This is a genomic window from Kribbella sp. NPDC048915 (assembly GCF_040649595.1).
Lineage (GTDB): Bacteria > Actinomycetota > Actinomycetes > Propionibacteriales > Kribbellaceae > Kribbella.
This window is the reverse complement of record NZ_JBEZFT010000005.1, coordinates 18,994-32,427: the sequence shown is the minus strand read 5'-3', so window position 1 is coordinate 32,427 and position 13,434 is coordinate 18,994. Positions and strand designations below refer to the sequence as shown.

10 protein-coding genes are annotated in these 13,434 nt (G+C 69.9%); 3 read left to right on the top strand and 7 right to left on the bottom strand.

Annotated features, from left to right (window positions below):
- Positions 1-15: 15 nt before the first annotated feature.
- On the top strand, positions 16-906 hold the full coding sequence (locus AB0B82_RS04355) for a hypothetical protein (protein ID WP_360162646.1): 891 nt from the start codon (positions 16-18) through the stop codon (positions 904-906).
- Positions 907-1,193: 287 nt separating this feature from the next.
- Here the strand turns inward: AB0B82_RS04355 and AB0B82_RS04350 are convergent, their stop codons facing one another.
- On the bottom strand, positions 1,194-1,616 hold the full coding sequence (locus tag AB0B82_RS04350) for an SRPBCC domain-containing protein (RefSeq protein WP_360162363.1): 423 nt from the start codon (positions 1,614-1,616) through the stop codon (positions 1,194-1,196).
- 63 nt (positions 1,617-1,679) lie between these two features.
- Complete coding sequence (locus AB0B82_RS04345; RefSeq protein ID WP_360162361.1) at positions 1,680-5,672, bottom strand: hypothetical protein; 3,993 nt, start codon at positions 5,670-5,672, stop codon at positions 1,680-1,682.
- A gap of 404 nt (positions 5,673-6,076) precedes the next feature.
- Here AB0B82_RS04345 and AB0B82_RS04340 point away from each other — a divergent pair, with 404 nt between their 5' ends.
- Positions 6,077-6,352, top strand: coding sequence for a hypothetical protein (locus AB0B82_RS04340; RefSeq protein ID WP_360162359.1), 276 nt, complete (start codon positions 6,077-6,079; stop codon positions 6,350-6,352).
- Positions 6,353-6,397: 45 nt separating this feature from the next.
- On the opposite strand, the gene metG is transcribed toward AB0B82_RS04340, so the two are convergent.
- Both metG and rsmI read right to left on the bottom strand, forming a co-directional pair.
- The gene (metG, locus tag AB0B82_RS04335) at positions 6,398-7,963 is read right to left on the bottom strand and encodes a methionine--tRNA ligase (protein WP_360162357.1); all 1,566 of its coding nucleotides are present in this window, start codon (positions 7,961-7,963) and stop codon (positions 6,398-6,400) included.
- Between the two features lie 28 nt (positions 7,964-7,991).
- Positions 7,992-8,834, bottom strand: a complete 843-nt coding sequence (gene rsmI / locus AB0B82_RS04330; RefSeq protein ID WP_360162355.1) for a 16S rRNA (cytidine(1402)-2'-O)-methyltransferase — start codon at positions 8,832-8,834, stop codon at positions 7,992-7,994.
- A gap of 195 nt (positions 8,835-9,029) precedes the next feature.
- Between rsmI and AB0B82_RS04325 the strand changes: the two genes are divergently transcribed.
- Complete coding sequence (locus AB0B82_RS04325; RefSeq protein WP_360162634.1) at positions 9,030-10,607, top strand: phospholipid carrier-dependent glycosyltransferase; 1,578 nt, start codon at positions 9,030-9,032, stop codon at positions 10,605-10,607.
- A 4-nt stretch (positions 10,608-10,611) separates the two neighbouring features.
- On the opposite strand, the gene AB0B82_RS04320 is transcribed toward AB0B82_RS04325, so the two are convergent.
- The 3 genes from AB0B82_RS04320 to AB0B82_RS04310 form a co-directional block, all read right to left on the bottom strand.
- On the bottom strand, positions 10,612-11,283 hold the full coding sequence (locus AB0B82_RS04320; RefSeq protein ID WP_360162353.1) for a DUF1707 domain-containing protein: 672 nt from the start codon (positions 11,281-11,283) through the stop codon (positions 10,612-10,614).
- Positions 11,284-11,349: 66 nt separating this feature from the next.
- On the bottom strand, positions 11,350-12,576 hold the full coding sequence (locus AB0B82_RS04315; RefSeq protein WP_360162351.1) for an MFS transporter: 1,227 nt from the start codon (positions 12,574-12,576) through the stop codon (positions 11,350-11,352).
- Positions 12,573-13,385, bottom strand: a complete 813-nt coding sequence (locus AB0B82_RS04310; RefSeq protein WP_360162349.1) for a DUF364 domain-containing protein — start codon at positions 13,383-13,385, stop codon at positions 12,573-12,575. Before AB0B82_RS04310 ends, AB0B82_RS04315 begins: the two co-directional genes overlap by 4 nt.
- Between the last annotated feature and the right edge of the window lie 49 nt (positions 13,386-13,434).

Below are 13,434 nucleotides of genomic sequence, written 5' to 3'. Positions count from 1 at the left end.
CTGCGCGGGCGAGCCGTGGTGAGTCATCAGTCGGCACTGGTGTTGCACGGTGTCCGGGTCTCCGAGCTCGACCTCCAGCGGGTGCACGTCACCAGGCGGGCCGGCGCGGGGCGCTCCGATCGGTCGGTGTGCCAGCACGCCGCCAGTCCGCCGGTCGACGCGATCGCGGAACTGGGCGGCGTGCGCACGACCGCGCCCGCCCGGGCCGTGGTCGAGACGACTCGCGCGACGGGTTATCCGACAGCCGTTGCCGTCGTCGACCAGTCGCTGCGGCTGGGCATCGCCACCCCACCGGAGCTTGCTGACGCGCTCGAAAGGTTCGCCCGACGTTCCGGCATCCGGACGGCGCAGCGTGCGGTCGAATTCGCCGACGGCCGGGCCGAGTCCGTCGGGGAGTCATGGCTGCGCGTGACACTGTCAGAGCTCGGTCTGTCGGGGCTCGGACTGTCGGCACCACTCCTGCAGGACGAGATCTACGACGAGAACGGCACGTTCGTCGCGCGAGTGGACTTCCTGTTCGTGCGGTTCGGGCTGATCGTCGAGTTCGACGGCGCCGTCAAGTACGGCGACGCCCCGCGAGGCACTGATCGCGGAGAAGATCCGCGAGGACCGCCTCCGCGACCTCGGCTATCAAGTGGTCCGCGTCACCTGGCACACCATGGCGAACCCAGCCGCGCTCCTCACCAGCATTCGCCGAGCCGTCGTCCGCTCAGGACCAGTAGCGGGTTCTTTCACCGCTACCGCCCGATAACCCGTCAGCAGTCACACAAACCATCGCCCGGATGGGCGTTGCTGAACACGCCAGCCGGATTGTGCAGGAAGTCAGCAGGTGCGGACATGTTCGCGCCGGTCCGGAGCGCAGTACGTTGCGTTGCGGTTTCGCCCGATGACAGGAGCAGCCGATGAGCAGGAAGTTCCGCCTGACAACGCTTCTGGCCGCGCTCGGCCTGGTGGTGGGGCCCCGCGCTGCCCAGCCAGACCGCCGCCACACCACCACCGGAAGCCCTCGCGCCACAACCGATTGCCGCCGCGCCACAACCGGCAGCGGCCCTGATACCGGCACCGGGATGCCGCGCTACCACCCGGACGTGCCGGACTTCCCGACACTGACCCGCGGCTGGACCTCGACGGACTGCGTCGAGATCCCGGCCGGGGTGAACTTCGTGGAGCGCTGGGATCCACGCGCTGAGGCGTCAGGCCTGGGCTTCGGCGGTCTGCTTGAGCTTGGCGAGGAGTTGGTTCCACATCTGTTCGGAGTGGGTGGCCTCGTCCTCGCTGGTGTTGTTGTCCTGTTCGAGTTTCAGGTGGGTGTTGCCGGTCAGCGTGTAGGTGAGGGTGTGGTAGTTCTCGGGTACGTCGGGTTGGCCGGTGAGCGGGCTGAAATGGGTCAGCTTGAGCAGGCGGTGCGGCTCGACCTGGAGGATCTCGCCTTTGTCCTGGTAGGGCTTGCCCTCCCATTCGCCGCTCCAGGTGATCGGGCTGCCCTGCTGCCAGTCCGTCTTCACCTCGGCCCCGAACCAGAGCTCCTTGAGCGATTCAGGTTCCGTCAGGGCGTCCCACACCCGGGACGGCGGCGCGTCGATGTCGATCTCGGCCACGGCTACATACCGCGTCATCGTGATCACCTCTCTCACGACGACAGTACGCCGACCACCCCCGTCCACGTTTGTAGAAAAACGTCAACAGACCGGCTCGTACGGCACACCGGGGAGGTACTTGGTCCACTCGTCCGCGGACACCGGGTCGCCACCGGCGGCGCAGGTGAGTTCGGCGGCCCGCGCCGGATCCGTTTCCCACAGCCGTACCGTGCGGTCCGAGCCACCGGTGACGACCGTATGCCCGTCCGGACTGAAACCGATCGCCCAGACGGCAGCTTTCGACGCCGAAAGGATCGCGACCGTCGTCGGACGGGCCGGCGTGCCGATGTCCCAGAACCAGACCTGGCCACTGCGCGCGCTCGCCGCGAGCGTGTGACCGTCCGGGCCGAACGCCACCGCGGTGACGGTGCCGTCCGGCCCCTGCAATGCGGCACCGATCGGTTTCAGCGCCGCCGGGTCCGTGACATCCCAGAGCTGCACCGTGCCGTCGGCGCTCCCGGTCGCGAGCACCCTGCCGTCGCGGCTGAACGCAACCGAGAACAACAGGTCAGGAGAGCCCTTCACCGAGGGGAACTCGCGCAGCCGCCGTGGATCGCGGATGTCCCAGAGCCGGATCATGCCGTCGGCCGTCACCCCGACCAGGGTCGTCCCGTCCGGGCTGACGGCCACCATGTACACATAGTTGCCGTCGGCACCTGGTGCGACCCCGAGTGCAGTTGCACGCGCCGGATCACTGACATCCCACAGGTGCACCTTTCCGTCGTCGGCACCTGCGATCAGGACGGTGCCGTCGGGTGTGAACGTCAGCGACTCCACCACCGCGGCCGGACCCTTCAGCGGCGGCCCGAGGGCCTTCGGCCGCACCGGATTGCTGACGTCCCACAGCAGGACAGAGTTCACCGTGGTCCCGGCCGCAACGGTCTTCCCGTCCGGGCTCAGCGCGCCGGCGCCGGCCAGTGGTTCGTCCGGCAACGGCGAGGTCAGGCCGGGCGCCCAGGCGACCGGCGTCCGGGACTGCGTGACGTTCATCAGGAAGGCTGCTCCACCGAAGGCAGCCAGCATCTGCCCGTCCGGAGTGAACGCGGTCGTCGCAACGGTTGCCGTCGGCCCCGAAATCACCGGCCCGGGAATCGACCAGAGCCGAGCGACACCGTCGGATCCGGAGGTCACCACGGTGCGCCCGGCGTCGATGAAGGCCACCGAGGACACCGGCTCGGCGTGCGGCAGGGTCGCGATCAGCTGAGCGCCGTTCGACACGTCCCATACCTGCGCGACGTTGTCCGAGCTGCCGACGGCGACGCGTCGACCGTCCGGACTGATGGCAACCGAGTTCACCCAGTTGTCCGGCACCGCTAGCTGCAACGGCAGCTTGGTCGGTGCATGCGGCTTGCTCACGTTCCAGTGCTGGAACAGACCTTTCGTGCCACCGATCATCAACTCGCGCTTCCGCGGTACGAAACTCACGACGTTGATCTGGTCGGAACCGGCCTGGGTCCGGCTCAGCAGCCGCGGACGTGCAGGGTCGGCGACATCCCACAAGGACAGCCCGCCGGTCGCATCGCCCGCTGCGAGCAGACCCGTACCGTCGGAGGCGACGCTCTGCACGTAGCCGTTCAAGGCCGGCAACGTGGTCAACAGGACAGGTTTCGCCGGATCGTCCACCCTCCACAGCCGCACCACCCGTCCAGAACTGCCCGCGGCGAGCGTCCGCCCGTCCGGCGCGAACGCCAGCGAGTAGACCGTACCGGCCGGACCTCCGGGCAGTACGCCGAGCGCGACCGGAGCCAGCGGGTCGGAAACGTCCCACAGGCGCACTGTCTGGTCGCGACCGCCGGTCGCGAGAGTGCGTCCGTCGGGACTGACCGCCGTACCGAACACCGGCAGCGTATGACCGGTCAGCGGCGGGCCGACCAGCCGCGGATGGGCCCGCTCGCTCAGATTCCACGCCAGCACGGTGGTGTCACTCGGACCGGTGCCGGCGGCATACATCGTCCGCCCGTCCGGGCTGAGGACGATGTTCTGCGCACCCTTCGACGGACGCACAATCCTCGTCACCGCAGGCGATCCGGTCGCGTCGAGCAGGCTCGACCGCGCCTCGACCGTCGGAGCGATGCGGTACGCCGCCAGCGACAGCCGGGCCGCGAGCGCCGGGTCGGTCGCGCGCAATCGATCCGCTGTCATGGCGACCTGCCGCGACATCGCCAGATCCCGCTCGCGGTCGGCGGTACGACGCTTCCAGAGCGCATACCCGGCCAACCCCGCCGCGACCACAGCGAGCGCGGTCAGCGCCGCGATCAACTCCTGCAACCGGCGGGTGCGGCGCCGGCCGGCCCGCTGCGCCGAACGCTCCGCCTCCAGACTCGCGGTGAGGAATTCGGTCTCGAGCGCGTTCAGGTGCCGGCCGATCGCCACGGCGCCGTCGGGACTCACCCAGTCGCGGACACCCTGCAGTCGTCCACCCCGGTAGAGCGAATCCGGATCCCGATCGAGGTCGCGCCACTGGACGGCGGCATCGGCGAGCCGGCGGTGCCGGACGATCCCGTCGCGGTCGCTGTCGATCCACTCGTGCAGCCGTGGCCACGCGGTGATCAGTGCCTCGTGGCTGATCTCGACGGTGTCCGCGTCCCGGGTGAGCAGCCGGGCCGCGACGAAGTACTCGATCAGGTCGTCCAGCTCACCGCTGCCCTCGAGGTCGGCACGGACGACCTTGCGACGGCTGACCGTGGCGTCGTCGCCGAGATTCACCAACCGCGCGAACATCCGCCGCGCGAGGGCCTGCTGCTCCGGCGTCAGCTCGCCGTACACCGCCTCCGCGGTCTCCGCGACGGCCCCCCGGATCCCGCCGGTCGCCAGGTATCCGCGCGTCGTCATCCGGCCGCGCTCCGAGCGCTGCCAGGTGCTGAGCAAGGCATGGGACAGCAACGGCAGTGCGCTCGCCTGCCACGCGGCGACTCCCGGCGGTGCCGATCCCGCGGCGGCATCCCTGACCAGCAATTCGAGCAAGCCGTGATCGAACTGCAGGCTCGCGCGCAGCGCGGGCTCCGCGATCACGCGCCGCAATTCGCGCTCGGTCAGCGGACCGACCACCACCTGGGCGCTCTGCAACGCGGCCGCGAGCTCGGGATGGCGCAACGCCTGCGGGTAGAAGTCGGCCCGCAGGCCCAGCACGACGACGGTCGCGACCAGCGCCGACAGCGACGGCTCGTGCGGCAGCACCGGCCGCCGCGCAGCCGCGGCGAGCGCGGTGACGAAGGTACGGCGTTCCGCTTCGTCCGCGCACATCGTGAACAGTTCCTCGAACTGGTCGACCACGATCAGCAGCCGATCCGGTGCCGGAACCGGAACCCCGCGTCCCGGCGACACGGTGCGCGCCGCGCTGACGAACATCGCGACCTGATCGGCGAGACCGGTCGCCGGATCGGACCGGATCCGCTCGGCGACCTCGCTCGCAGCGACCCGCGTCCCGGCGGCGAGCGCCGTCGCCAGTTGCTGGACCGGCGTCGCCCCCGGAGTCAGCAAAACGACCGGCCAGGCCGGTCGTCCAGGTGCGGCATCGGTGCTCACCGCGGGTATCACCCCGGCCCGCAGCAACGACGACTTCCCGGATCCCGACGCACCGACGACGGTCCGCAGTCCGCCACCGTCCGCGTGCCGGGCGATGATCTCGCCGACGATCTGCTCGGTCAGTGCCTCCCGTCCGAAGAACCACTCCGCATCCTCCGGCTGGAAAGCCATCAGCCCGCGGTACGGCGTCGTACCGCCTTTCGGACCGGGCAGTTGCCGAATCCGGCGGCGCGCGTCGAGCCAGCGCTCGATCTCCTCGTCGGACGTGACGCCGCAGGCGCGCAGCACCTCGACGTACAGCGCCTGCGAGCTGTTCGACGGCACACTGCGACCGGCGAACCATTCGCCGATCGTGCTGTGCGGCTGCAAATGATTGATGGCCCTGGAGATGTCCCGCACGGTCAGTCCCGCGCGCATTCGCAGTGCCGTGAGCTCGTCGGCCAACTGACCCCGGGTCTGGATGTGATCCGGTGAAGCTTTCCGCGGCTCGATCAAACGATCGTCCCCCATCGCGGCCCCCCTCAAAGCCACACTCCCACTGGGAGTGATCACGACGTTACCTGACGCCGGGCGCGGACGGTATGGCCGCCGTACGGGTTTGTACGAACATCTGCCCGGATTCCTCCGCGCGGCACACGCGCCGGACGATCGGACCGGACAGGTCATTGTTCGGAGGGGGATCAATGAACAGGACACCAGGACGACCGCCGGAGCCCACAGGCAGCCGGCCGCGTCGCTACCCGGGCGCCTACCGCAGCCCGGTGCCGGTACGTCCGGCAGCCCAGCATCGTTCGGCAGTTCAGCATCGTTCGGCAGTTCAGCATCGTTCGGCAGATCAGCATCGTCCGGCAGCGCAGGATCTTCCGGTCGGACCGGAGATCCGGCTCGTGGTCGGACCGCTGCCGATCAGGATCATGCGTGCGGTCTGGGGCGCCGTACGACGACTCTTCACCGTCCCGGCCGTACCGCCGCCACTGAACGGGCCGGTCTCGAAACCGCGCTGCCTGCACTGCAAGGTCCCGATGACGGCGCGCCGGTGGGAACTGCCGCAGCCGCAAGGGGTCTGGGGCTTGTTCGGCTGCGACTTCGGCCGCTGCTCGATCTGTTACGGGCCCTGCCGGAACCAAGCCCGGATGTTCCTGCCGGCCCATTGGGAGACCGGTCTGCCGGGCGCGATCACTCGGCTCTGAACAACCGCGACGGGGTGCGGCGGATCAGCCGCACCCCGTCGCAGCTCAGCTTTCCTCGAGGCGGGGGAAAAGTGCCTCGCCCTTGGTCAGGACGGCGCCGGCCGGGAGCTGGCCCCAGCCGGCGGCGTCCTGGATGCGCTGGTCCTTCAGGGCGCCGAGCTTCGGCTCGGCGCCGAGCAGCGTCCACAGCTTCGCGGACGTCTTCGGCATCGTCGGGTTGTGCAGTACGGCGACCGCACGCAGCACCTCGGCGGCGCTGTAGAGGATCGTCGCGAGGCGGTCGCGGCGGGCCTCGTCCTTCGCGACTTTCCACGGCTCCTGCTCGGTGACGTACCCGTTCACGGCGCCGACCAGGTCGTTGATCGCGGCCAGCGCGTCGTGGAACGCGAGCGTGTCGAGCGCCTTGTCCGCGGTCGCCACGGTCTGCGCGAGCTTGTCGGCCAGCGCCTGCTCCGCGGGCCCGTGGTCGGTCGGCTCCGGCAGCGCGCCGTCGAAGTACTTGCCGACCATCGCCGCGATCCGGCTGGCCAGGTTGCCGAGGCCATTGGCGAGCTCGGAGGTGTAGACCGCGCTCAGGTGCTCCCACGAGAACGAGCCGTCGGACCCGAACTGGATCGTCCGCAGGAAGTAGTACCGGAAGGCGTCGGAGCCGAAGTGGTCGGTGATCTCCTTCGGCGCGATCGCGGTCAGCTTGGATTTGCTCATCTTCTCGCCGCCGACCAGCAGCCAGCCGTGCGCGAAGACCTGCTTCGGGACGGCGAGCCCGGCCGCCATCAGCATCGCCGGCCAGATCACCGCGTGGAACCGCAGGATGTCCTTGCCGACCAGGTGCACGTCCGCCGGCCACAGCTGCTCGAACCGTTCCGGGTCGGTGCCGTAGCCCGCGGCGGTCACGTAGTTCAGCAGGGCGTCGATCCACACGTACAGCACGTGGTCCTCGTCCCACGGGACCGGGATGCCCCAGTCGAACGTGGACCGGGTGATCGACAGGTCCTGCAGGCCCTGCTTGACGAACGCGATCACCTCGTTGCGGGCGCTGGCCGGCGCGACGAAGTCGGGCTGCTCCGAGTACAGCTCGAGCAGCTTGTCGGCGTACGCCGAGAGCCGGAAGAAGTAGTTGGTCTCCGAGACGGTCTCGAGCTCGGTGCCGTGGATCATGCAGCGCTGGGTGCCGTCGTCGTCGGTGCGGATGTCCGCGGGCAGCTTGAACTCCTCGCAGCCGACGCAGTACAGGCCCTCGTACTCGCCCTTGTAGACGTCGCCCTTGTCGTACAGCGTCTGCCAGAACTCGCGGACCCGCTCGGTGTGCCGCTGCTCGGTGGTCCGGATGAAGTCGTCGTAGGCGATGTCGACGTCCACCCAGGCCGGCTTCCAGGCCTCCTCGACGAGCTTGTCGGTCCACTCCTTCGGCGTCATGCCCTGGGCCTGCGCGCTGCGCATCACCTTCTCGCCGTGCTCGTCGGTACCCGTCAGGTACCACTTGCGCTCGCCGCGCTGGGCGTGCCAGCGGGTCAGGACGTCCCCGGCCACCGTCGTGTACGCGCTGCCGATGTGCGGCGCGGCCGTGACGTAGTAGATCGGGGTGGTGACGTAATAGGCCTTCTCGGACATGGTTAAAGGGTAGTGGCGCGCGCCAGTGCTATTGACCGGGGTCCCGAGCGGCGAGTACGGCGTCGTACACGGTCCGTTTCGGGACGTTGAAGCGCTTCGCGACGTCGGCGATCGCCTGTTTGCGCGGCGTGCCCGCTTCCTCGTCCACGGCCACCTCCCGGGCCAGGTCCGCGGGCGTCATCACCTGGTGCGGGTCGGCCCCGGCCACGACCACGGTGATCTCGCCGCGGACACCCTCCTTCGACCAGGTCACGAGCTCGTCGATCGGTCCGCGCTTCACCTCTTCGTACGTCTTGGTCAGCTCGCGGCACACCGCCGTACGCCGGTCCGCGCCGAACGCCTCGGCCATCGCCTCCAGCGACTGGGTCAGCCGGTGCGGCGCCTCGAAGAACACCATCGTCCGCGGCTCGTCCTTCAGCTCCGCGAGCCGCCGGCCGCGCTCACCCGGCTTCCGCGGCAGGAACCCCTCGAACGTGAACCGGTCCACCGGCAGCCCGCTCAGCGCCAGCGCCGTCAGTACGGCGGACGGGCCCGGTACGGCGGTCACCGGGATGTCGGCGTCGATCGCGGCCGCCACCAGCCGGTACCCGGGGTCGGACACGCTCGGCATGCCGGCGTCCGTCACCACCACCACGGTCTGCCCGTCCAGCAGCGCCTGCAGCAGCTCCGGCGTCCGCTCCCGCTCGTTCCCCTCGAAGTAGCTGACGACCCGCCCGCTCAGCTGGATCCCCAACTCCCCCGTCAACCGCCGCAACCGCCGCGTATCCTCCGCCGCGACCACATCGGCCCCCGCGAGCACCCGCCCCAACCGAGCCGACGCATCCCCGACATCCCCAATCGGAGTCCCCGCCAACACCAGTCGCCCGCTCATCGAGCCATCATCCCAGGCGCCTGCACGGGCTCGGAGAGGCGGTGGGACCGGGGCGTCCGTACGATGGCGGGCGTGGCTGCTGTGATCGAGGACGGGACGGCTCGGCGGAGTGACGTCGGCGTGGAGCGGGAGACGCTCGGGCGCGACGTGCTCGGACGGCGGCTGCCACCGCTCAAGGAGCGCTTGTACCCGCCGATGCCGCGGGACTTCGACGGCGGGTGGATCGCCACCCTGGCGATCACGCTGGTGGCCGGTGTGCTGCGGTTCTGGAACCTGAGCAACCCGGTGAAGTTCGTCTTCGACGAGACGTACTACGCCAAGGACGCCTACAGCCTGCTCAGGTTCGGCTACGCACGGCAGTTCATCGACCAGCCCGAGGGGGCCGCCGACAAGGCGATCCTGGCGGGCAACCTGGACGTCTTCAAGGACACCCCGAGCCTGACCGTGCACCCCGAGGTCGGCAAGTGGATGATCGCGGCCGGTGAGCAGCTGTTCGGGATGACGCCGTTCGGCTGGCGGTTCATGCCGGCGTTGTTCGGCACGCTGACCGTGCTGCTGCTGATCCGGACGGTCCGCCGGATGACCCGCTCGACGCTGATCGGCTGTATCGCGGGCCTGCTGCTCGCGTTCGACGGCCTGCACTTCGTGATGTCGCGGGTCGCGCTGCTCGACATCTTCCTCGCGTTCTGGCTGGTCGCGGCGGTTTCCTGCCTGGTCGCGGACCGGGACTGGACCCGCCGCCGGCACGCCGAGACGCTCGACCAGCCGCTCACCGACGGTGCCCGGCGGACGCTCGGCCGCTGGCTGCTGGTCCGCCCGTGGCGGCTCGCCGCCGGCGTCTGCTTCGGCCTCGCGCTCGGCACCAAGTGGTCGGCGATCTGGGTGCTCGCCGCGTTCGGCGTGATGACGTTCCTCTGGGACCTGGGCGCCCGCCGCGCGCTCGGCGTACGGCATGCGTTCGTGAAGTCGGCGCTGGTCGACGGCATCCCCGCGTTCGTCAGCCTGGTGCTGGTCGCGGCCGTCACGTACGTCGCGACGTGGACCGGCTGGCTGCTGCACGACAACGCCTACGACCACAACTGGGCGGCCGACCACCCGGCGCACGGCGTGATGAAGGTGGTTCCGGACGACTTCCGGTCGCTGCTGTACTACCACCAGGAAGTGCTCGCGTTCCACACCGGCGACTACATCAAGAACGCCACCCATCCGTACGCCTCGAACCCGGCCGGCTGGCCGATCATCGCGCGGCCGATCGGCTTCGACGCGGTCAACGACATCAAACCCGGTACGCCGGGCTGCAACGCCCCGGCCGGGACGAACTGCCTGTCGGTGATCTCCGCCCTCGGTACGCCGCTGCTGTGGTGGGGCGGGGCGCTGGCGCTGATCGCCGCGCTCGTGCTGTGGATCGGGTCCCGCGACTGGCGGTTCGGCGTACCGATCATCGGCTACGTGACGTGCTGGGTGCCGTGGTTCGCGTTCGACGACCGGCCGATCTTCTTCTTCTACGCGGTCACGATGATCCCCTTCACCGTGATGGCGCTGGCGCTGGCGCTCGGCAAGATCCTCGGCCCGGCGCGGGACGTGCTGGGGTCGAGCACGGACGTCTCCAGGCCGGGTACGGCGAGCACGCGCCGACTGATCGGCAGCGCGGTGGTCGGCGCGTTCGTCGTCCTGGTCGTGCTGAACTTCGCCTACATCTGGCCGATCCTGACCGACAAGGTCCTCCCGCACCCGGACTGGCTCAACCGCATGTGGTTCAAGTCCTGGATCTAGGCGATCAGTGGCCCAGGCCGTGGTGCCGGTTGCGCTTCTTGCCGTGGCGCTTCGAGGAGGTCTGGCCGCCGACGCCGCCGAACAGGGCGAGGCCGCGGACCACGACGGTCGGCGCGTTCGGGTCCGGGTCGCTGCCGCCGCGGGCGCCGAAGCCGCCGAAGATGCCGATGCCTTCGCTGCGGACCGTGACCGCGTCCGGGACCGTGATGTCGATCCCGCCGAACACCGCGAACGCGTAGACGGTCACCTCGCGGCCCTCGAAGACCGCGTCGGTCATGTCGATGTCGTGCCCGCCGAAGACCGCGAACGCGTTCGTCCGCCGCTTCACCCGCCAGCGGCCGGTCCGCTCACCGCCGCCGAAGATCGCCACCATGGTGTCCTGGCTGCGAGACGGGTCGGCCGGCTCCTCGATCGGCACCGGACTCGACGACGCGGCCGACTGGACCGACGGCACCGCCGGCGCACCCTGCGGCGGGACGATCAGGTCGCGAGTGATCGGCTCGAGCTCGCCGAGGGTCTTGGCCGCCAGGGTCTGTTCGAGCCGTTCGGCGTGCTCCTCCTGCGTCAGCCGGCCTGACATCAGGGCCTCCCGCAGGACGTCGACCACCTGGTCACGGTCGATGTCGGACGCGCGCAGATGGGCGTGCGGATGCGGGCGGTCGGGCAGGTTTTCCATAGCAGGGAACGATATATCGCCAGAGGCTCGGTGAGGACCCTCAACCAGCCCGGAAAACTGCCGGCATCAGGTGGCCGGCGGGCGGTGGTGAATGCGCAGGGCGAGCGTGACAGCGACCAGAGTGATCGCGGCGAAGACGACCGCCGCGCCCGGGTAGCCGCCGAGGCCCAACCCGACCCCGCCGACCGCTGCGCCGAGGAACGTCCCGAGGCTCATCCCGGCCGCGTTCACACTGAGCGCCGAGCCGCGCAGGTCCCCGCCGCGCCGCACCAGCAACGTGGTGACACAGGCCGCGACCGTGGCGTGACTCGCACCCATCACTGCCGTCAGCAGCAACGTCAGCGGCAGCGTCGGGGAGAAGTAGAACGCCGACACCGCGATCAGCGCGACCGTGATGCCGCCCACGAGCAGCCGCTCGGGAGTGAGCCACGGGCGGTCGGTCGCGAGGTACCGCCCGGCGAACAGGTTGCCGAGGAAGAACGACGCCCCGCTGAGCGACCACACCAGCGCGAACCAGCCTGGTGCGAGGTCGAACCGCTGGTCGTAGAACGCTGCCAGGTACGCGAGGTACCCCATGAACGCGGCCGTCCTGAGCATCGCGACCGCCAGCAGCGGCAGCGCACCAGGCACCCGGGCCAACGCCCGGTACGTCGCGAGGTAGCTGACCCGCTCCTTACCGGCGAGCGGCGCCCGTCGACCACGGCCCCGCCACGCAAAGGCCGCCGCCAACGCCAGCGAGACCGCCGACGCCGCCAGCAGGTTGCCGCGCCATCCCCACAGCAGTCCCGGTACGGCGAGCACGGGCGCGGCAAGCATCGCCATCGCGGACGTCGTCGCGGACACCAGCGTCGCCGCACGCCCCGCCGCGGCCGGCGACCGGAACCGATCCGCCGCGGCCGCGCCGACCGACGGACCGAGGATCGAGGTCGAGGCCCCGATCAGCAGACAGAACACCGCCAGCGCCAAGACGTTGCCCACAGCCCCCAACGCCGCCGAGACACCGAGCAGCGCGAGCCCGCCCGCAGCGACCAACTCCCGCGGGACGCGGTCCATCAGCGGCGCCAGCAGGACTCCGACCGCGAGCGCGGCGAGTCCGCCGAGCCCGCGCAGCCCGCCGATCTCCGCGACGCTGCCGCCGGCGGCGTCGGCGATCGGCACCAGGTACATCCCGAACACCGTGAACGGGATCAGGCTCACGGTCGAGGCGAGCAGGAACGGCCAGAGCCGCCGCGCCATCCGAAGGTCGCCCGGGACTTCCGCGGCCGGCGCGGAAAGGTTCTGCTGGGTGCTCATGTATCCGTCCTGTAGCGGTAGAGGCTGCTCGGGCGGGAGCTGAACTGGGAGAAGGGAAAGGGCTCGGCCGACAGCGCGGTCACCCCCGCGCCGAGGAACGCGCGGACCACTGCGCTACCGGTCTGAGCGTAGACCGCGAGCGGCTTCGATTGCTCACGGCAACGAGCCAGGAGCAGGTCGAAGCTGCCGTTGGACAAGGTCATCCCGGTGGCGACCACCGCGTCGGCGGCCTCGACGACCTCGGTCATGTCCTTGGCGACCGCGAGTCCGGAGGCGGTCACGTCGAGGTTGAAGTCGCACGGCAGGCAGGTCCCGCCGCGCGCCGTGATCGCGTCGACGAGCGGATTCACCACACCGATCAGCGCAACTTTGGTGCCTTCGGCAACCTCGAGCAATCCTGCGACGGCGGCATCACGAGCCCGCGCGCGAACGTCCGGCGTCCCCGCGGGCAGCACGACCTCCTCGGCGTACGGCGTGGTGTGATGCGGCTGGACCGCCGCCAGGTACGCGTCGAGCGCCGCGATCCGCACCGGCAGCGGGTCGTCCTCACCGGTCAGGATGTCGGCGAGCGTACGACCCGACGTGTCGGCGCAGTACGCCGGATCCAACTCGCCGGCCTCGAACGAGCACGCGCCGAACACCTCGCCTACCCGCAGCAACACGTAGTAGTTGCGGTAGGTCACGTCGGCGCCCGGTAGTCGCGTGGTGTGATGCAGCCAGAACGCACTGACGACATCGAACTCCGCCGGCGACGGACCGCGTTTCCCGGCCAGGACCTCATCGATCAGGTCAGCCACAGGTGCACTCATGAAAGGCCTTTCGAGATCTACTGCTGGGCGGACAGTGGGGAGCGGCACC